The sequence below is a fragment of the Thalassobacter sp. 16PALIMAR09 genome (genome assembly GCF_000765485.1).
GTDB lineage: Bacteria > Pseudomonadota > Alphaproteobacteria > Rhodobacterales > Rhodobacteraceae > Thalassobacter > Thalassobacter stenotrophicus.
Genome location: NZ_JHAK01000004.1, coordinates 149,429 through 169,774, shown reverse-complemented (window position 1 = coordinate 169,774; position 20,346 = coordinate 149,429). Strand labels below are relative to the sequence as shown.

18 protein-coding genes are annotated in these 20,346 nt (G+C 59.1%); 8 read left to right on the top strand and 10 right to left on the bottom strand.

Going from position 1 to position 20,346, the window contains the following annotated elements; all coding sequences use genetic code 11:
* Positions 1–88: 88 nt before the first annotated feature.
* Positions 89–739, bottom strand: a complete 651-nt coding sequence (locus tag PM04_RS10405; RefSeq protein ID WP_038006391.1) for an aldolase — start codon at positions 737–739, stop codon at positions 89–91.
* Positions 739–2,004 carry a 3-oxo-tetronate kinase gene (otnK, locus tag PM04_RS10400; protein WP_038006389.1) on the bottom strand — a complete coding sequence of 422 codons (1,266 nt, stop codon included), beginning with the start codon at positions 2,002–2,004 and terminating at the stop codon, positions 739–741. The genes PM04_RS10405 and otnK overlap by 1 nt, the downstream gene beginning before the upstream one ends.
* 171 nt (positions 2,005–2,175) lie before the next feature.
* On the opposite strand from otnK, the gene PM04_RS10395 reads away from it, so the two are divergent.
* Positions 2,176–3,546: an aminotransferase gene (locus tag PM04_RS10395; protein ID WP_038006387.1), complete on the top strand. Its 1,371-nt coding sequence runs from the start codon at positions 2,176–2,178 to the stop codon at positions 3,544–3,546.
* A 48-nt stretch (positions 3,547–3,594) separates the two neighbouring features.
* Here the strand turns inward: PM04_RS10395 and phaR are convergent, their stop codons facing one another.
* The 3 genes from phaR to PM04_RS10375 all read right to left on the bottom strand — a co-directional run bounded on the left by phaR (position 3,595) and on the right by PM04_RS10375 (position 6,782).
* Positions 3,595–4,167, bottom strand: coding sequence for a polyhydroxyalkanoate synthesis repressor PhaR (gene phaR / locus PM04_RS10390; RefSeq protein WP_038006385.1), 573 nt, complete (start codon positions 4,165–4,167; stop codon positions 3,595–3,597).
* 200 nt (positions 4,168–4,367) lie between these two features.
* Positions 4,368–4,811, bottom strand: coding sequence for a hypothetical protein (locus PM04_RS10380; protein ID WP_038006382.1), 444 nt, complete (start codon positions 4,809–4,811; stop codon positions 4,368–4,370).
* A gap of 150 nt (positions 4,812–4,961) precedes the next feature.
* On the bottom strand, positions 4,962–6,782 hold the full coding sequence (locus PM04_RS10375) for an alpha/beta hydrolase (RefSeq protein ID WP_038006380.1): 1,821 nt from the start codon (positions 6,780–6,782) through the stop codon (positions 4,962–4,964).
* Positions 6,783–6,900: 118 nt separating this feature from the next.
* Between PM04_RS10375 and phaZ the strand changes: the two genes are divergently transcribed.
* The 6 genes from phaZ to PM04_RS10345 all read left to right on the top strand — a co-directional run bounded on the left by phaZ (position 6,901) and on the right by PM04_RS10345 (position 11,619).
* Entirely contained in the window at positions 6,901–8,253 is a 1,353-nt protein-coding gene (phaZ, locus tag PM04_RS10370) for a polyhydroxyalkanoate depolymerase (protein WP_081945969.1), read from the top strand.
* Complete coding sequence (locus PM04_RS10365; RefSeq protein WP_038006378.1) at positions 8,254–8,847, top strand: DUF6151 family protein; 594 nt, start codon at positions 8,254–8,256, stop codon at positions 8,845–8,847.
* A gap of 88 nt (positions 8,848–8,935) precedes the next feature.
* Entirely contained in the window at positions 8,936–9,484 is a 549-nt protein-coding gene (locus PM04_RS17390) for a hypothetical protein (protein WP_052068297.1), read from the top strand.
* Complete coding sequence (locus tag PM04_RS10355; protein WP_038006376.1) at positions 9,481–10,230, top strand: SDR family oxidoreductase; 750 nt, start codon at positions 9,481–9,483, stop codon at positions 10,228–10,230. Before PM04_RS17390 ends, PM04_RS10355 begins: the two co-directional genes overlap by 4 nt.
* A complete protein-coding gene (locus PM04_RS10350; protein ID WP_038006374.1) occupies positions 10,227–10,541 on the top strand; it encodes a hypothetical protein in 315 nt (104 codons plus the stop codon). The genes PM04_RS10355 and PM04_RS10350 overlap by 4 nt, the downstream gene beginning before the upstream one ends.
* 91 nt (positions 10,542–10,632) lie before the next feature.
* Entirely contained in the window at positions 10,633–11,619 is a 987-nt protein-coding gene (locus PM04_RS10345; RefSeq protein WP_038006371.1) for a P1 family peptidase, read from the top strand.
* A gap of 3 nt (positions 11,620–11,622) precedes the next feature.
* On the opposite strand, the gene betA is transcribed toward PM04_RS10345, so the two are convergent.
* The 5 genes from betA to PM04_RS10320 form a co-directional block, all read right to left on the bottom strand.
* Entirely contained in the window at positions 11,623–13,281 is a 1,659-nt protein-coding gene (gene betA / locus PM04_RS10340; protein ID WP_038006370.1) for a choline dehydrogenase, read from the bottom strand.
* Between the two features lie 2 nt (positions 13,282–13,283).
* Positions 13,284–13,517: a DUF6552 family protein gene (locus tag PM04_RS10335; RefSeq protein ID WP_038006368.1), complete on the bottom strand. Its 234-nt coding sequence runs from the start codon at positions 13,515–13,517 to the stop codon at positions 13,284–13,286.
* A complete protein-coding gene (betB, locus tag PM04_RS10330; RefSeq protein ID WP_038006366.1) occupies positions 13,517–14,974 on the bottom strand; it encodes a betaine-aldehyde dehydrogenase in 1,458 nt (485 codons plus the stop codon). Before betB ends, PM04_RS10335 begins: the two co-directional genes overlap by 1 nt.
* Before the next feature lie 3 nt (positions 14,975–14,977).
* The gene (locus tag PM04_RS10325) at positions 14,978–15,955 is read right to left on the bottom strand and encodes a cupin domain-containing protein (protein WP_200880347.1); all 978 of its coding nucleotides are present in this window, start codon (positions 15,953–15,955) and stop codon (positions 14,978–14,980) included.
* A gap of 128 nt (positions 15,956–16,083) precedes the next feature.
* Positions 16,084–16,908: a hypothetical protein gene (locus PM04_RS10320; RefSeq protein ID WP_152593986.1), complete on the bottom strand. Its 825-nt coding sequence runs from the start codon at positions 16,906–16,908 to the stop codon at positions 16,084–16,086.
* A 188-nt stretch (positions 16,909–17,096) separates the two neighbouring features.
* Here PM04_RS10320 and PM04_RS10315 point away from each other — a divergent pair, with 188 nt between their 5' ends.
* On the top strand, positions 17,097–20,345 hold the full coding sequence (locus PM04_RS10315) for a chemotaxis protein CheB (RefSeq protein WP_052068298.1): 3,249 nt from the start codon (positions 17,097–17,099) through the stop codon (positions 20,343–20,345).
* Position 20,346 lies beyond the last annotated feature (1 nt).

Below are 20,346 nucleotides of genomic sequence, written 5' to 3'. Positions count from 1 at the left end.
GACGCCCACGCCTCACGCCCGCCCTAATCGGGCGGCACGCACTACATGTGGGGTTTTCATTGCACCGGACGGCTAGAGGTGGACTTGATTAGTCCCAATCAACGTTAAATTTTGTCACCAATCCGTTGATTTCAGCCGCATTGAGCACCTTTGGCGACAGCCCACGGGTCAGGATTGCCAGCTTGGACGCCTCTTCCAATTCTTCCATCGCGTAGCACGCAGCCTCAAGCGATTTGCCCGCGACAACAGGACCGTGATGGGCCAAAACCACGGCTGATCGTTTGCCCGCAAGCCCGCGGATCGCGTCTCCCATGGCCGGGTCTCCAGGCATGTAATAGGGCAGCAGTTTCACCTTGCCGAGCCGCATGATCCCGTAGGCCGTCAGGGGGGGCAGCATATTGTCGGGGTCCGTTTCCGGCAAAAGCGACAACGCGACGGAATGGGTCGAATGCAGGTGCACAACCGCGCCGGTCTGCGCGGCACGTGTTTCATAGAATGCGGTGTGCAGCGGGACCTCTTTGGTGGGCGCATCACCGTCCAGGTGTCGCCCGTCCGCGTCAATCACCGACAATGTGGCGGGGTCCAACCGGCCAAAACAATGCCCCGTCGGCGTCACCAACAGGCGGCCGTCCTCTAACCGTGCCGAGATGTTGCCCGAAGACCCCGACGTCAGCCCCCGATTGAACATCGAGGCCGCGAGCGTGCATATATCTTCGCGCAGTTTGGCCTCTGCCGACATTATACGCGCTCCAAAAGCGCAAGCGCCTCTGCAAAGAAGTTGGGGCTGCCAAAGTTGCCAGACTTCAGCGTAATCGCGAGGTCTTTGTCATCACTTTTGCAGAACGTCCACGGCACGCCCGGTGCGATCTCGGGGCCAATGGCCAAGCGATCAATGTCCAGTTTGCGGGTCACAGCCCCAGAGGTTTCACCCCCCGCGACCACGATGCGCCCCACCCCAAGGTTACGTGCATCCAGCGCCAATTGCGCCAGCGCGTCCTCAACCAAAACGCCGGCACGCGCGACGCCCAATTTTTCTTGGGCCGCGGCCACTGTGGCCGGTTCCGCTGTGGCGTAGATGATCTTTGGGGCGTCAATGTCCTGCGCGGCCAACCAACGGCGCGCGGGCAGCACGCCTTCGCTGGCCAATTCCAGCGGGTCCAACCGAAAGCCCTTGGCGTGGTCCAGATAGGCGCCGACTTGCACCCGGGTCATGGCCGAACAACTGCCTGACAAAACCACCGACCCCGCGCTCAAACTGGGCGGAGTGGCGGGTGCGGCGGGACGCGAAAGCGCCCCGGCCTGCGCGTACAATTCCGGCAGGCTCTGGGCAATCGCGCTGCCCCCGGTCAACAGTGGCAGGTCATGAACGGCTGCGGATATCGCACTCAGATCCTCGGACGCGATTGCATCCATTACGACGTGAGCCACATTCGCCTCAGCCAGACGCATCATCGCGGCCTCAATCGCCTCGGCCCCGGCGCGAATGGTTGGCAGGTGAATTGCGCCGACCTCACGACGGACCTGCGGGCGCAGAAGCCGTGTGAGGGATGCGTCGCGCATAGGGGTCAGCGGGTGGTCCTTCATCGGCGACTCGCTCAGCAGCTGGTCGCCCACATGCAAGTAGCCGTTATAAACAGTCCGGCCATTTTCGGGGAACGCGGGACAATACACTGTCTGGCTCACGCCCATGTCGGTCATCAGCGCCTCGGCCACTGGGCCGATATTGCCCTGTGCCGTGCTATCAAAGGTTGAGCAATATTTCCAAAATATCCGCTCAGCCCCCGCACCGCGCAGCCACTTAAGCGCGGCGCGCGCTTGGCTGACCGCGTCTTCGCGTGGAAGGGTCCGGGACTTGAGGGCGATCACCTCAAACGGGGCCAAATCATCGGTGCTGTCTGGGATACCAATCCGCAAGTTTACTGCCACACCGGCCCGCGCCAACATGGCGGCCAAATCCGTAGCACCCGTAAAATCATCCGCAATCGCGCCAAAAAACACTGACATAAGACCCTCCCAAGGACGCACAAATTGTAGTCTGGCACGCGCCAACCACAAGCACTGTCTTTTGCTCACGCCTGCGATTGTGACAAGTGATGCAGAAATGCAAAGTCGCGTGAGATTGCTCGCGGCGCAGGTTGGGCGTAGCATCTCCGCGAATCCGATCAGGAGCGTATCATGCCCGACACCACCATTCCCCAAAGCTGGGAGGCCCGCGCTGAGGCCGCCTCATTCTTTGGTTTCACTGACCTGCCTTCGATCCATGCGCGTGGCACCGTTGTGCTGACCCACGGCACAGGGCCGTATGTCCATGACACGAACGGCAAGACATATCTGGACGCGAATTCAGGGCTTTGGAACATGGTCGCGGGGTTTGACCACCCGGGCCTAATCGAAGCCGCCCAAGCGCAATATGCCCGCTTCCCCGGCTATCACGCCTTCTTTGGACGGATGTCGGACCAAACGGTGCAACTGTCCGAAAAGCTGGTTGAGGTGTCACCCTTTGAGCGCGGCAAGGTGTTCTACACCAACTCCGGGTCTGAGGCGAATGACACAATGGTCAAAATGCTGTGGTTCCTATGGGCCGCAGAGGGCCAGCCGGAACGCCGCAAAATCCTGACCCGCAAGAACGGCTATCACGGGGTAACGGCGGTGTCGGCCTCCATGACGGGCAAGCCCTACAACTCCGTTTTCGGCCTGCCCTTGCCGGGATTTGTTCACCTCAGCTGTCCGCACTATTGGCGCGAAGGTCGCCCGAACGAAACCGAGGCCAAGTTCACCGCCCGCATGGCCCAAGAGCTAGAGGACACAATCGCGCGCGAAGGCGCCGACACTATCGCGGGGTTCTTTGCCGAGCCGGTGATGGGCGCGGGCGGCGTGATCCCCCCATCCGAGGGGTATTTTCAGGCCATCGTCCCGATCCTGCGCCGTCATGGTATCCCGATCATCAGCGATGAGGTCATTTGCGGCTTTGGCCGGACGGGCAACACATGGGGCTGTGAAACCTATGACTTTATGCCCGACGCGGTGATCTCCTCCAAAAATCTTACGGCTGGGTTCTTTCCTATGGGGGCGGTCATCTTGGGGCCTGAGCTATCCGACAGGATGCAAAATGCGGCCGAAGCGATTGAGGAATTCCCCCACGGGTTCACCGCATCCGGCCACCCTGTGGGCTGTGCCATCGCGCTCAAGGCGATTGACGTCGTAATGAACGAGGGCTTGATGGAGAACGTCCGCACCCTAACCCCTCGGTTTGAGGCCGGAATGGCCGAATTGGCCAAGCATCCTCACATCGGAGAATGGCGTGGCAAGGGGTTGATGGGGGCCCTAGAGGCTGTGCGCGACAAGGACACACGCACGCCGTTTGCCGCCGACTTGTCGATCTCAGAGCGGATCGCGAACACCTGCACCGATCACGGATTGATCTGCCGCCCCTTGGGCCAAAGCATCGTGCTGTGCCCGCCGTTCATCATGACCGACGCGCACATGGATGAGATGTTCGAAAAGCTAGAAGGCGCGCTGACCCAAGTATTCAAAGAGGTCGGCTAGCGCTGCAAAGGGGCGGATTTCGTGATCCGAAGACCGCCCCAAACCTGACTAGGTCTTGTTCATTTTGGACAGAATGGCCTGCATGTCTGCCAGTTGTTTCTTGATCGCGTCCAACTCTTCGGCGGCGCTTTCGTCCTCAGCGGCCGGTTGAGGTTTGGCCTCGGCTGCGGGTTCATCACCCGGGGTCCAGCCGCCAGTCATCGCTGCAAAAAACGCCTTTTGCTGCGCCTGCATCACTTCGAACCCCGGCATTTTGGCCAATGGGTTCATCACGCTCGCGTTCTCAATCATCTTGGACTGGCCCGAACGAAGCATATCAAAACTTTGCGCTAAGAAGTCCGGCACAACCGATTGTGCCTGCGTCGTGTAGCTGCGCACCAAGTCCGTCAGAACCGACAGCGGCAGAACGTTTTCGCCCCGGCTTTCATGCTCTGCGATGATCTGAAGAAGGTACTGGCGGCTTAGATCATCCCCGGATTTCAGGTCGACAATCTGCACTTCGCGCCCTGCACGGATAAAACCCGCGATATCCTCTAGCGTCACGTAATCGGACGTCTCGGTGTTATACAACCGACGGCTGGCATAGCGTTTGATGAGGAGCGGTTTGTCCGTTTCGGCCACGATGTGCCTCCCAGGCTTCTTTGCGGTGCAGCAACCCTACGCTGCTGCATCGCAAAAAGGCAAGCGCACAATCGATTGCCCCCAACGGGCCGCGCCGCCCGCATCTGGGCGCACAAACGAAAAAGGCGAGGTGCTAATAACACCCCGCCCCACTTTTTTTGCCGACAGGGAGGACGTCGGCAGAAGTGTTCTTGCGTCGCTTATTTAGCGGCGGCTTTTTTCGTCGCGGCGGACACGTCAGCTGTGGCTTTTTTAACAGCTGCGGTTGCGTCTTCGGTGGCTTCTTTGCCAGCAGCCAGCATCAGCTCAACAGTTTCCATCTGCACTTTTTTCGCGATTTCAGCGAAAGCAGCCATGTTTTCAGCAGCAACTTCGGCTGTCGCGGATGCGAAGTCGGTCATTGCTTTTGCGTAGTCAGCAGGCTCTTCTTTTGCAGTCGTAACTGGTGCGATTTTCGCCAGTGTTTCTTTGGTCCATTTGTTGGAAATCTCAGCGGATTTCTCAGCGGCTTCCAGAGCCAGCTTGGACATTTTTTCTGCCATGGCCGTTTGCGACTTCATCGCGTCCGTAACGGCAGCGGTGTCTACGGGGAATGAACCCATCATGTCGGTCATGTATTTTGTAAAATCTTGTGTGTTAGCCATTGTCTCTACTCCTTGAATATTCACCCGGACCACCCGAGTTATTCGCTGTGTCTGGAATATAGATACACGCTGCACTGCAGCATTTCAAGTTTTTTCTGCACCGCAGCATGCGACAAACCGACAGGCTGCGGTGCAGGGCTAATCCATCAATTATTCCGCAGGCTTAGCGACCACATATGTCCCGGGCGCTGGTCCCAAAACCTTGTGCGCGCCCTCTCCGGGCACCCGTGCCGGCACTTTTTTGCCTGACCGTTTCTTGAGCCAGCCATCCCAACGTGGCCACCAGGACCCCTCATTAAAGGTCGCGTCCTCTAACCATGCATCCGGATCATCGATCATCGGACCGTCGTTGGTATAATGGCCATACTTATTCTTGCTGGGTGGGTTCACGATGCCCGCGATGTGCCCCGATTGGGATAGAATGAACGTCTTGTTACGCGACCCCATCTGGCGAACGCCCGCATAGCTGGATTTCCACGCGGCGATGTGGTCGGTTTCACAGGCAATCGCACAAACCGGCACGGTCACATCCTTCAGTGAGAGCGTCTCACCAAAGTATTCAATCGTCCCTTCGGCAAGGCGGTTACCGGTGCACAGATCGCGCAGATATTGCACCACCATCTTGCCCGGCAGGTTGGTCCCATCCCCGTTCCAATACAGCAGATCAAAGGCGGGCGGCGCCTCGCCCAGCATGTAGCTTTTGATCGCTGGGCCATAGACAAGGTCGTTGGACCGCAGGTAGCTGAATGTGCGCGACATGAAGAATTTGCTCAGATAGCCGCGCTTTGCGGCCTCACGCTCAATCCCGCCAAGGAAATCATCATTCAAGAAAACGCCCATCTCACCGGGGTCCGAGAAATCCGTCATCGTGGTGAAAAATGTCGCGGATTTGATCGAAGTATCGCCCCGCTTTTTCATGAGCGATAGCGTCAGCGACAGCGTGGTCCCTGCAATACAATACCCAACCGCGTTGACCTCTTTTTCGCCCGTGATCTCTTTGACCACGTCAACGGCGGCCAGATACCCGTGCTCAATGTAGTCTTCCATGCTAACGTCGGCATAAGTCTCATCCGGGTTCACCCACGACACGACAAACAGCGTGTAACCCTGATCCACGATCCATTTGATCAGCGAATTCCGCTCTTTTAGGTCCAACACATAAAACTTGTTGATCCACGGCGGAAACAGGATGAGCGGGGTGCGGTGCACTTCGTCCGTTGTGGGCGCGTATTGGATCAGCTCAAACATCTTGTTGCGAAACACGACCGAGCCTTCGGTCGCGCCGATGTTTTTGCCAACCTCAAACGCCTTGCGGTCCGCAAGGCTGACGAGCCAGTCCCCATTGTTCGCCTCAATATCGGCCACAAGGTTCTCAAGCCCCTTCACAAGTGAGTCGCCCTCGGTTTCAACCGCACGCTCAAGCGCATCAGGGTTCGTCGCCAGAAAGTTGGTGGGCGAAAACAGGTCGATGATCTGTTGGCTAAAGAACTCGACCCGCGTTTTATCTGCTGGGTCCAGCCCCTCCAGGTCACGCACGATATCCGAAATCGTTTGCGAACTGATCTGATACTGCTGTTTTACAAAGTTAAAATAGGGGTGAGAGGACCACAAAGGGTTCGAAAAGCGTCGGTCCGCCGGCTGTTCATCGTGGGGCGCTTTGGGCGTGCCCTCAGCCAATGCGGTCTGCGCTTCGACAGCGTGTTTCAGGCTTTGACCCCAAAAATTAACCTGCCGCTCAATCAACTTGCCGGGGTTTGTCATCATCTCGGCCATGTAGGCCGCAGCGGCCTTGACATAGACATCATTGCCCGGTCCCTGCAGCCCCTGATCGGAGCTTTGCCGCGCCGACAAAGCAACTGCCAACCGCTTGGACAGCTCCTCCATCTTGTGGATATTCTCGTTCAAACGGGACAAAGCCGCATGATCTTGTGTGTCGCCGGTTTCGGTGTCGGCTGATGAATCGTCAGTCATGACTTGCTTTTTTTCCCCAATGCTGCGACTGCTAACTAGCAGAGCCTTGGCGAGGGGGCAAAGCGACGAATTAACCCGGGGTAAAGAAGATGGTGCCCCATAAGCCGGAGTCCCCTTGATGAAGTACCTAATTCCCTACGAAATGATGGAAACCATGCGCAACACCAACGCATGGATGGGTGCATCCGCACGGGCGATGGCCTCGTACCCCGCGCTCGCAATGGTCCCCAACCCAGCGTTCAAAATGATGGCTGCGTGGGGTGAAGTCACAGAACGCAGCTTTGACCGCATGGTCGTCAAGCCCGACTGGAATATCGGTTCCGTTGTGGGCACCGACAACCGCGACCACCTTGTGGATGTCGAAACTGCCGTGGCCAAACCCTTTGGCGACCTGATCCATTTCCAAGTGCAGGGCCGGGCCGAGATGCCCCGCAAGGTCCTGTTGGTCGCGCCCATGTCCGGCCACTACGCGACGCTCCTTCGGTCCACCGTTGTGTCCCTGCTGCCCGACGCAGAGGTCTATGTGACCGACTGGCACAATGCGCGCGATATCCCGGTGTCTGCGGGTAAATTCGATGTTGAGGATTATACCCTCTATCTCGTTGATTTCATGAAACACCTTGGCCCCGACGTGAACGTGATCGCCGTGTGCCAACCCGCCCCCCTGACGCTGGCCGCGACCGCCTACCTAGCCGAAGAAGAGCCCGCTGCGCAGCCCCGCACCCTGACCCTTATCGGCGGGCCAATCGACCCTGATGCCGCCGCAACCGACGTGACCGACTTTGGCCGCCGCGTGACGATGGGCCAGCTCGAAGAAAGCATGATCCAACGGGTCGGTTTCAAATACGCAGGCGTCGGCCGCAAGGTCTATCCCGGCCTGCTACAGCTTGCGTCCTTTATGTCGATGAACGCCGAGACCCACTCAAAAGCATTCTATAATCAGGTAATGCGTGTGGCCAACGGCGACGCCGCCGAGCATGACAAGCACAACAAGTTCTACGACGAATACCTTGCCGTGATGGACATGACCGCCGAGTTCTATCTCTCAACGGTTGAGCGTATCTTTAAGGGCCTAGAGATCGCGCAAAACAAATTCACCGTTAAGGGTAAGCGGATCGACATCGGCAAAATCACCACCGTAGCGGTAAAAACGGTAGAAGGTGGCAAAGACGACATCTCTGCCCCGGGCCAATGTGTGGCCGCCCTCGACATGCTGACCGGCTTGCCCGATAGCAAGAAAGCCTCCTACCTTGAGCCTGAGGCCGGTCACTACGGCATCTTTGCGGGCAAAAGCTGGCGCAACAACATCCGCCCGCTCGTGCTGGATTTCATCGACGCAAACGCCGCGGATGCTGCCAAGCCCGCGGCCAAGGCAAAGGCCAAATCAAAGCCCGCGCAAGCCGCAGGCAATGAGGCCACCGCCCCAGAGCCCGCAACGACCGACAAGCCGACCCTGAAGGCCGTCAAGTAAATGAGCGGCGGCCGCACTCTCCACTTCGCCTGCTCTTGCGGCGAACTGGCGGGGCGGCTGGTCGACGTGGACGCGCGCGACGGCACACACATCGTGTGCCATTGCGACGATTGCCGCGCTAATCTGGTCGCGCTGGGGCACACCGATCCCGGCGCGGAAGGTGTTGAGTTGTTTCAGACCACCCCGGACAAAATCAAAATCGATCAGGGCGGCGAAAACCTCGCGCTCCTGCGCCTGTCGCCCAAAGGGTTGATGCGCTGGTACGCCAAATGCTGCTCGACACCACTGTTCAACACCACAAACCGCCGGGGCATGGCGTTCACCGGCGTCTCTGCCGAGATCATCAAAAACCATGAGGCAGAGCTAGGCCCGGTTATCGCTCGCGGCTTTATCAAAACCCCGTCCGGCAAGGTCACACACGAAGGCCTGCGCCCAATGCTGACTTCGATGATGGGGCGGATGGGCAAATCCTGGATCAAAGGGACATGGCGTGACACGCCCTTTTTCGATGAAACCGGCACCCCCGTCCGAGAAGCCCGCGTCCTGACCCGCGAAGAACGCGCCGCCGCCTTCATGGGCCTGTCACAAACCTGATTTTGCCCGCCAAACCTGACCCACAGTTTTGCCCGATTGCCCTAAACGTGGGGCCTTGCTAGCGTGAACGGCGTAGACGGGGGGGATTATGTCCAAGCAAACACCGGGTGGTAAGATCGGCGCATTTGCCGTGTTGATGCTGTTGGCGGCCCTATCAGCAGGCGTCTTTGGCGCCGTCCACAACCAGCTTAGCTATTCTGTCGGCCCGGGCTACTTCACCGACTTCAAATTCGTTCAATTCGGAACTCCACCCGATCTTTCGCCTCGCGCTGGGGCCGCCCTCGTCGGATGGCAAGCCAGCTGGTGGATGGGCCTCATCGCAGGACTTCCGGTGCTTGGCTATGGGCTGATGCGCGCCCCCACCGCCGGCGCGCTTTGGGCAGGCGGCATCGGCGCCATCATCACCGTTATGATGACCGCCGCAATCTGCGCGCTACTGGGCTTGGGCGCGGGCTTCGCCTACGTCGCGACTGGGTTCGATCTGTTGATCCCACAGGCCAATGTCCCTGCGGCGGAGTACTTCCGCGCGGGTTTCATGCACGATGCCAGCTACTTGGGTGGCATTCTCGGCACCCTCTTCGCCTTCTTCCCAATGGTCCGCGCTACACGCTTACCCACCGCCGGAACGCCCACATGAGCGGTCGTCTCAGTGGCAAAACCGCCCTCGTCACCGGCGGCGCCTCCGGCTTTGGCGCAGGCATCGCGCGCACATTTGCCAAAGAAGGCGCGCGCGTCCTCATCGCCGACGTCAACCTCGATGGCGCACACAGCATTGCAGAACAAATCAACGGCATCGCGGCTCAGGCTGATGTGACCCTTAGTGATGATTGGACAGCCCTCCACACCCTTGTGGCACAGCACTGGGGGCCCCACCTCGACATCCTCGTTAACAACGCAGGCATCACCCACCTACCCGCCCCGATGGAGACGATAACCGAGGATGACTTCGACCGTGTCCTCGCAGTAAACGCCAAATCCGTCTACCTCAGCGCGCGCACCTTCGTCCCCGATATGAAGGCCGCAGGCACAGGCGCAATCCTCAACATTGCCTCCACCGCAGGTGTCTCGCCGCGGCCGCACCTCAATTGGTACAACGCCTCCAAGGGCTGGATGATCACAGCAACCAAGGCCATGGCCGTCGAACTCGCCCCCTTCGGCGTCCGGGTAAACTGCCTAAACCCAGTGGCAGGCGATACCCCGCTTCTGGCCAGCTTCATGGGCGAAGACACCCCCGAAATGCGCGCCAAGTTCCTCGCCACAATTCCCCTAGGTAGGTTCTCAACACCACAAGACATGGGCAACGCCGCTGCATTCCTCTGCTCCCCCGAGGCAAGCATGATCACCGGCGTCGCACTCGAAGTCGACGGAGGACGCTGCATATGAAACTCGACTGTGACATCACCCTCATGGGCGGCACCTTCGCCTCCCAACCCCTTGCCTTTGCCCACCTTTTGGACGCCGCACAGGCCCAAGGCATCAGCCTCGATCTCGACCATGTCGAAGTGATCCAATCCAACCAACCGGCCCGCCTCGCTCAGTGGTTCACGCCTGACACGTGCCAAAGCATTCCAACAGCCCAAACCCTCATCGCCTTTTTGCCCGCATCCGGCGGGCCCCTCGCTCCCACAGACCACCTGCGCCCCTTGGGCACATTCCCTGCCCAAATCACTCGCGCGCCGCTCCCCAAAGACTGACGCAAACCCCTCTTTGGTTCCGAAATATCCTCGGGGTCTGGGGGCGAGCCCCCAGTTCCGGCCTATCACCCACGACAAGGATCCGCCCATCATGCGCCCCGGCCCCAAAAACTCCATCACCGATATCCAGGGCCTCACAGTGGGCCACGCGCAGGACGCAGAGCTTAAGTCCGGAGTAACCGTCCTCCTCGGCGCGCAGCCCTTCGTAGCCTCGGTGCACGTGATGGGCGGCGCTCCCGGCACGCGCGAAACGGATCTCCTTGCACCGGATAAGATGGTGCAAGAGGTTGACGCTCTTGTGCTCTCGGGCGGTTCGGCCTTTGGCCTCGATGCCGCATCCGGCGTGGCGGACGCCCTGCGCGCAAAGGGCCGGGGCTTTGACGTGGGCGGGCAAAAGGTGCCGATTGTGCCCGGAGCGATCCTGTTTGATCTCCTTAACGGCGGCACCAAGGACTGGGCTGAAAACCCCTACAAGGCCCTCGGCCGCGCAGCCCTCAACGCCGCCTCCAATGGCCCAGTTCCCATAGGTACCGTTGGCGCAGGCACGGGCGCTACGACCCAAACGCTCAAGGGCGGCTTGGGCACGGCGTCACTTATTCTGGAATGCGGCGCGACCGTCGCAGCCCTCGTGGCGGTCAACGCATTGGGCTCTGCAACCCTACCGGGCACGCGGCACTTTTGGGCCGCCCCGTGGGAGATGGGCGCCGAATTTGGCGGCTTGGGTCAAGGTCCCCTGCCCGACCCAACCCAAGAACCCTACCCCGAGACCCGTTTGGGCGAAAACACCACCATCGCAATCGTGGCCACGGACGCGGTCCTGACCCAAGCACAGGCCCAGCGCATGGCCACAGCCGCCCATGACGGAATGGCCCGCGCGCTTGTACCCAGTCATACGCCGATGGATGGTGATCTTGTGTTTGCGGCCGCCACAGGCACGCACCCCTTGCCGGACCCAGTGTGGGATCCGCTCCGGCTGGGTCACGCGGCCGCCACATGCCTTGCGCGCGCGATTGCACGTGGCGTACACGCGGCCACGCCCGCGCCTAGCGACACGCTCCCGTGTTGGAGCAGCCTTTAGCCCCTAGCGCTGCGCGGTTTTCCAATCGGGATGCACCCAAGGCTCTGCGTTCGCGCGGGGCAGCGGGTCGCGGCCAAGAATCAAATCACTCGCCTTTTCCCCCACCATGATCGAGGGCGCATTCAGGTTGCCGTTGGTAATCCGCGGGAAAATTGAGCTGTCGACCACGCGCAAACCATCGACCCCGATCACCCGACATGCCGGATCAACTACGGCCATCGGATCATCCACCGCACCCATCTTGCAGGTGCCACAGGGGTGATAAGCGCTTTCAACGTGTTCGGCGATAAAGGCATCCAATTCGGCGTCCGTCTGCGCGGCTTCACCGGGCTGGATCTCATGCTTTACAAAGGGTTTGAACGCGTCTTGGCCAAAAATCTCTCGGGTCAGGCGGATACAGGTGCGGAAATCCTCCCAGTCTTGCGGGTCCGACATGTAGTTGAATTGGATTTTTGGCGCCTGCGCGGGATCACTGCTCGATAGCGTCACCGCCCCCCGAGAGGCAGAGCGCATTGGCCCCACATGGGCCTGAAATCCGTGCCCCTCTGCCGCGGCTTGGCCATCATAGCGCACCGCAAGGGGGAGGAAGTGATACTGAATATCAGGGTACTCAACGCCTGCGCGCGACCGAATAAACGCGGCCGACTCGAACTGGTTCGACGTGCCCAAACCCGCCTTCCACAGCAACCATTGCACCCCGATGCCCGCCTTGGACACAAGGTTCCAATACCGATACAACGTAATCGGCTTGGAGGCCGCCATTTGGATATACAACTCCAGATGGTCTTGCAGGTTTTGGCCCACCCCGGGGCGGTCCGCGACCACCTCAATCCCGTGCTCGGCCAGATGCGCCGCAGGCCCAATACCCGACAACATCAACAGCTTGGGCGAGTTGATCGAGGACGCCGACACAATCACTTCACGCCGAGCAGAGATCACTTCGATCTTCCCGCCACGCTCAATCTCAACACCAACGGCGCGGCCGTCTTCCATGATGATCCGGCGGGCCAATCCACTCACAAGGTCGCAGTTTTCGCGTTTAAGAGCGGGCCGCAGATACGCATTCGCCGCCGACCAGCGCCGGCCCTTATGCACGGTCTGCTCCATCGGGCCAAAGCCCTCTTGCTGCGCGCCGTTGTAATCACCCGTTGTCTCATAGCCCGCTTGCCGTCCCGCCTCGACAAAGGCGTGAAACAGCGGATTGCGGCGTGGCCCTCGGCTCACGTGCATCGGGCCATCCGTACCGCGCCAACTGGCGTCGCCGCCATGGCCGCCGTCGTGCCATGTCTCCATGCGTTTATAATAAGGGGCGACGTCGGCATAGGCCCAGCCTTGCGCGCCACTCTCTTCCCAATGATCAAAGTCCCGCGCGTGCCCGCGCACATAGACCATCCCGTTGATCGAGGAAGAGCCCCCGATCACCTTTCCCCTCGGGCAGGCCAGCTTGCGCCCGCCCAAATGCGGCTCCGGCTCGGACTGATAGCCCCAATCGTAGCGCGACATATTCATCGGATAGCTCAGGGCGGCGGGCATCTGAATAAACGGCCCGATATCTGTGCCGCCATATTCGATAATCAGAACGGAGGCCCCTGCCTCTGACAACCGGTACGCCATCGCGCACCCCGCCGAGCCCGCACCGACAATAACGTAGTCGGCGATCATGCTCATGCGCTCAGGTACCCGGCCACAAGCGACACGAACGCGCCCACATGCACAACCATAATGGCGCGATCCTTCCACATGACACCCACAGCGAACCACAGCGCGATGCCCACGATAAAGGCGTACACATTCCATGGCGCAAGGTTCATTCCCGTCAGCCCATAGCCCACCAATTGGACAGCCGTCGCCACCCATTTGACGGCATCAACTGGTGCAAACCGTTTCACATTTTCCATCAGTATGGGGCCTCTACATCGTTCATCGCCACATAGACCGAGCGCATCTCGGAATAGTGATCAATCGCCAGCTTTGAGTTTTCGCGCCCCACACCCGATGCTTTGGTGCCGCCAAACGGGGCCTCAACTGGCGCGAGGTTATAGGTGTTGATATAGCCTGTGCCCGCCTCTAGGGCCGCGATGACACGGTGGCCGCGCGTCAGATCCTGGGTAAACACCCCTGCGGCCAAACCAAAGGGTGTGTCGTTGGCGCGGGCAATGGCCTCGGCCTCATCCTCGAAATCCAACACCGCCATGACGGGGCCAAAGATTTCTTCGCGCGCGATGGTCATATCATCCGTGACGTCGGCAAAAACCGTGGGGGGCAGATAGAACCCCTCCTGCTCAAGCTGTTTGCCGCCGGTCACAAGGCGCGCGCCTTCGTTCAGGCCCGCGTCAATATAGCCTTCGACGATCCGCATCTGCCGTTCCGACACCATTGGGCCAAAGCTGACGTCCTCATCCATCGGGTCCCCGATCTTGGCGCCCGCGAGGCGTTCGCTGAGCCGGGTCAAAAACGCCTCCTTGATGCCCTTTTGCACGAACACGCGGGTGCCGTTGGAACAGACCTGCCCCGAGGAATAAAAGTTGCCCAATATCGCGCCGGAAACAGCGTTTTCGAGGTCTGCGTCATCGAAAATCAGCATGGGGGATTTGCCGCCCAGCTCCATCGTGACGTGCTTCATGCCCTCAGCGGCAGCAGCATAGACCTTGCGGCCCGTGGGCACCGACCCGGTGAGCGAAACCTTGGCCACGCGCGGGTCCGTCACGAGCGCACCGCCGACCTCACCCATGCCTTGGATCACGTTATAGACCCCTGCGGGCAGGCCCGCTTCGTGCAGGATTTCGGCAACCTTAAGCGCGCACAGCGGCGTCGTCTCGGAGGGTTTGAACACCATCGCGTTGCCGCAAGCCAGCGCAGGCGCGCCTTTCCAACAGGCAATCTGGGTGGGATAGTTCCATGCGCCGATCCCAACACAGACCCCCAAGGGGACGCGGCGGGTATACACAAAATCCCCCCCCGCCAGTGGGATATGTTCGCCCGTCAGGCTTCCGGCCAAGCCGCCGAAATATTCCAACGCATCCGCGCCCGAGGTCGCATCGACCACGAGGGTTTCTTGCATGGGTTTACCGGTGTCCAAGGTTTCTAGCTCGGACAGGGCGCGGTTGCGGTCGCGCATCATATCGGCCGCACGGCGCAAAATACGCCCCCGCTCTGTCCCGGTCATGGCGGCCCAGACCTTTTGGCCTGCGGCCGCGGCATCAAGGGCTGCATCAATCACCGCCGGAGTGGCCGCATGAACCTGTGCAATGACCGCTCCCGTGGCCGGATAGACCACGTCGATCAGGGTGCCTGCGGTGTCTTCTAGATAGGCGCCGTTGACGAAGTGGCTCGCGGTGGGCTGTGGGTCTTGCATATATCAGGTCCTTAACGTTGCGCCCGCTGGATCATCCGTGGCCCGCACACGATAAAGGCTCGCCTCGCCGGTGACAGCGGGGGCCACGTGGTGCAGCAAACCCGGTGGCAACAGGCACGTATCCCCGGGGTTCAGCACATCTGTGCCACCATCCCACGTCAGACGCCAGTGCCCACGCATCGGCATCAACACGGTGTGGGTATCATGGGTTTCGGCCGCGTCGGGCGCGGAGCCACGGGTCAGGAAATCAACCTCAAACCCGGGGCGGTCACGCAAGCAAGCGTCGGCGCCAATCACCTTGGCAGGCTGCCGATCCGCCAGCGCCATCAGATCCCAGTAACGCGCGACGTGATGGGGCACGACCTCAGCGGTTGTAGGCTCAGGGAAGGACTGCAATTCTGCCTCACTCAGCAGGGGCATGGGTGATACGCCCTCGGGCAAATCTTGACCCTTGTGGCTGTCATAGAGCGCGCCGTTGTCGCCCAAAACAAGCCCGTGATCCTTTGCGTCCTCAATCACTTGAGGGGCCCAAATCACACCACCGCCTGCATCATCACCGCCCAGAACGGCCATGATCATCCCGTAATCCGTGCCAATGTTTTCAAACCCGCGAAAGATGCCCGTGGGAATGTTGATGATATCACCTTCTTCAAGAACGACCTCACCGGCAGTGCCCCAACGGCCCCAGAAAAACCGCCACCGCCCCTTGAGCACAAAGAATACTTCGGCCGTGCGGTGGGAATGGAGCGAGTTGCGGCATTTGGGCGGCTGGCCCGCCGCGCCAATGTTAAAGCCCGGCGTGTCGTTGATATGCACGTGCTGGTCCGGGCTTTCGGACACACCGCCGCCGATGATCGTAAAGTTTTCTTTCTGATCAGATCCGGGGGTATGGGCGTCAATGAAGGCGGTTTTGCAGGGCCGCAACTCGCCGTAACGAACGATGCCCGCAGACATTTGCGCAGGCGAAAGAGAGGGCGTCATGAAAAAGCTCCGGCTGGGCGTGCGAAATTACACGAGGATAAACCCGACCGATTGGCAGGGCGTTGCCGGTAGATTAGCTATTTTGAGGAGCTATGCAATCGTATGCAAAAAACAATGCCGAGGGGGTATTAGTTGCCGGAGGGGCGCGCCTCAACATAGGCGATATCATCGTCGGGCTTCTGGCTGCTGGCATTAGTCTCTTTCGGAGGCGGCCCGGTTTTGGCCACGCTTGAAGCCGCATCATGCGCGTTTTGCGAAACGCCATCGGCAGGAAGTTCCGCAATCGTCTCGAAGGTCCCGCTTACGCCGACACGCGAGCGTGCGGTTGGAGCCCGCCGGGATGCCTCAAGCCGGGCGACGTGGCGTTTGATCAATTCAATCTGAAACCGCAGAGCATGGCTTTGTTCGGTCAGCTGGGCAACGACACGCTCTGCGTCCTCTTGCCCCAAAACGCCACCAACCTCGTCCAGCGCGAGGAAGTTCAGAAGCGGCATCGAAATATCCATCATGATCCGGTCCGCCAGATCCAGCGTTGCATCCGGCAAACCGTTAACCAAATCCACGTGCGGTTTGAACACGGTCGACAGGCTGCCAATAAAGGTTTTAAAACGTAGAATGATCGCCAATTTGCCATGATCGTCCTTGGACGAGATGACATGAGCATGACTGAGCAAAAGGCCCTGTTGTTCGTGCAACAACGACGGCAACGAGACGACCCCAGAGGTGCCTGAGATTTTTGCAAGGCAATTTCGAATGGTTTCGGCGATGGGGGGTTGCATCACCTCATCGATCAAGCAGGGTCGATACCAAGAGGTTCTGTTGCGGTACGAGTCGCCCAGTACCTCACACGATGCGATCCGCGGGGTGCCATCAGCCTCTACCGTCAACGACATCATGAGTTTACGACTGGTAAATGCTCGCTCTGCGATCTGGTTTGCGGATATCATCGCCACAATCCCTCCCTTCAATAGCGTTAGATTAAGACAGTATGAGTAATACGTTAATAAACTGTAAACTGTTGGCACTTTATAGTTAACAAACTGTATCCAGTAACTGCACACAGCAATACCATTACGCATTAAAATTGTTGTGTGCCGCGAGCGCTCCGCCTTAGGATGTGTTCATAAGGATTATTGTGACCATGACTTTAGACGATACTAGCCCAATGCGGGCCGTAAAAATGCTTATCGGGATAGGCTCCTCTGCGGGGGGGCTAGAAGCTGTGCGCGAATTGGTTGCGGCTTTGCCGATGGATGTGCCCGCCAGCTACGTGGTGGTGCAGCACATGTCGCCAAGCTATAAGTCGGTGATGACCGAATTGGTGGCCCGGCAAACCCAGCTAGAGGTAGAAAAGGTCACTGACGGCGTCGTACCCCGGCCGAACGTGATCTACATCACGCCCCCCAACAATGACATTATCATCGCCGATGGCAAACTGCGCCTCTTGCCTGCCAGTGTGGAACCCGCAGCGCCCAAACCCTCAGTGAACCGCTTTTTAATGAGCCTGGCCGAAAGCTATGGTGAGAACGCGATGAGTATTATCTTGTCGGGCACCGGCAGCGATGGCGCCAACGGATTGCAGGCCGTCCATGAGGCCGGGGGCATCACCATCGCGCAGGACAACGATAGTGCCAAGTACGACGGCATGCCCCGTGCGGCCGTTCAAACCGGCTGCGTTGATTTGGTTATGGAACCAAAGGATATCGGCAAACATTTGGAAAAAATCCTCGCGGTGCCGCGTGATTTTGACGGGCTTCGCTCGAACCGCGAACCCCTACAAACCAACTCAGACGTGTTGAAAATTGTGCAAGCGCGCACGCGGATGGATTTCCGTGAGTATGCGCAAACCACGGTATCGCGGCGGATTGGGCGGCGTATGATGGCTTTGGGCATTCCGACCAAAGAAGAATACGCCACTTTCCTGCGCAACACGCCCGAGGCGGTGGATGATCTATTCAAGGATCTGCTGATCTCGGTCACGCGGTTCTTTCGCGATCCGGAGGAATTTGAATCGCTGCGCCGCCTGTTGCCCGCAGTGTTGGCCACCCGCGATGTAGGTCCACTGCGGGTTTGGATTGCTGGCTGTGCCACCGGTGAGGAGGCCTATTCCGTCGTTATGATGCTGGCCGAAGCGCTTGGCGTACAAGACGACGCGCTAAAATCCCATATCCAGATTTTCGCCACAGATATTGATGTTGATGCTCTCAAAGTCGCACGACGCGGCGTCTATAACGCTAGCGTGCTTGACGATATCCCCAAGGATTTGGCCGACAAATACATCACGCAACACCCCGACGGGGTTCAAATCATTGAGCCTCTGCGCGGCGTCATTCTGTTTTCGGAACACAACGTGGCGCAGGATCCACCGTTCCAAAAAATTGACCTGCTTTGCTGCCGCAACATGATGATATATTTTGGGGCGGCTTTGCAGGCCAAGGTCATGTCGCGCTTTCACTACGCGCTCAAGGACAATGCGTTGCTGTTCGTGGGCAAGGCCGAAACGGCGGGCGGCTCGGACCATATGTTCATGCCCGACCGGACCTCTTCGCATATCTTCCGCAAACGTGGGCTGCGGCTGACGGGGGCCATGCAATACGCGTCCTATCAGGGGGAACCATCGCGGCGCAAAACCCGCACCAAGCCCGCCCCCCCACCAGAGGACGCGAAAGAGAAGGCTCTGTTCGACGGCTTGGCGCAATCGCTGGGCAAAGACGCGCTACTGGTGACCCGCGATTTCAGCATTGAACGGGTCTATGGTGACGTCAGCGGCTATGTGCAGATGACCGAGAAATCGGCGCTCAAGATGCACCTTGACCTGTTGCGCCCGCCCTTGCGGGAAGAAGCGCGGTCACTGGTGACAATTGCATTTAAAAACAACCAGCAACGGACAGGTGTGCGCCATTTGCTGGACACCTCTGGTGAGAGCGATGTGCGCCTTGATGTCTATCCCATCATCTCGGACGCGCTGGAGGAAAACGTAGCACTACTGACGTTCACCCCCGTGGAGCCGCCCGAAGAAAACGTGACCGACGGCCACCCGTCAGAACCCGAAACCAGCGTTGAGCAGCGGATCAAACTGCTGGAACGTGAGGTCGACACAACCCGCGAGGCATTGCAGCAAAGCAACGAGGAGTTGGAGAATTCCAATGACGAATTGCAATCCCTCAACGAGGAACTGCGATCCACGAACGAGGAGTTGCAAGCCACCAACGAAGAGCTGGAAACCTCCAACGAAGAGCTGCAATCAACAAACGAAGAATTAATCAGTGTTAACGAAGAGTTAGAGGTCACGGCCTCTGAATTGCGGGACCGTACCTCGGAACTGACAAGCGTGCTCGAAAACGCACCGATTGCCGTACTCGTGATGGACACGGCGCTTCAAATTACCCAAGCCACCTACAAGGCACGGGACCGATTTGGCCTGCGCCGCCCGCTCAGCACACCCCACATCAGCCAATGCACCCTGCCTGATGGCTTCCCGGCACTGGGGCCGATCTGCCTTGAATGTTTGGGCACGGGCCTTACAGACACCCGCGAATTTACCGCCGGGACCGACCGGGTTGTCCTGACCTGCGCCCCCTATTTTGACACCAACGGGCAGATCATGGGTGTGACGCTGTGTGTCTCCGAATACACTGGCCTTGCGCGGGAAATGGAAACGATCCTCGACAGTTCTCAGCTGCTCGTGATCCACCGCGACGCGAATGGTGAAATCTTGCGCCTAAGCCAGCAAGTCGCAGAAATGCTGGGCGTGGACCGCCACCAAGCTGTCGGCAAAAACGTGGCCGACGTCATGCCGCGAAAAGCCGCCAGGCGCTTTTTGGAAACGACCAAAGAGGTCCTTGAGAAGGACTCAGATGAGCCCATCCGCGAAGAAAGCGAAGTACAGTTTCACGAAGATGCCGCCCCACTCTGGCTGTCGATGGAACGGTTCCGGTTCCGGCGCGGCCCAGAGGAAGCGCCCTCTGTCATCTCGGTCGGCACGAATGTCACTGAGCGGCGGCGCGCGACTTTCCAAGCGCAATCGCGCCTCAGGCAGCTAGAACTGTTGCAAGACCTTGCCGGCATTGGATATTGGAGCCTCGATCTGGTCACCAAAAAGGTCACGTGGTCAGAAGAAGTGTATCGCATTCATGGCGAAGACCCCGAAACATACAGCCCGATGTTAGAAGAAGGCATCCAGTTCTATCACCCTGATGACGTGGCCCATGTGACCTCCTGCGTTGAGAACGCCATCAGCATGAATGAACCGTTTGATTTTCAACTGCGCATTGTCCGGCGGGATGGCACAATGGTGCCTGTCGCGGCAAAGGGGATACCCATTGCCAACGAAAAGGGCGTTGTTGATCAAATGATTGGTGTCTTCCGCGAAGTGGAAGCGCACGAATAGC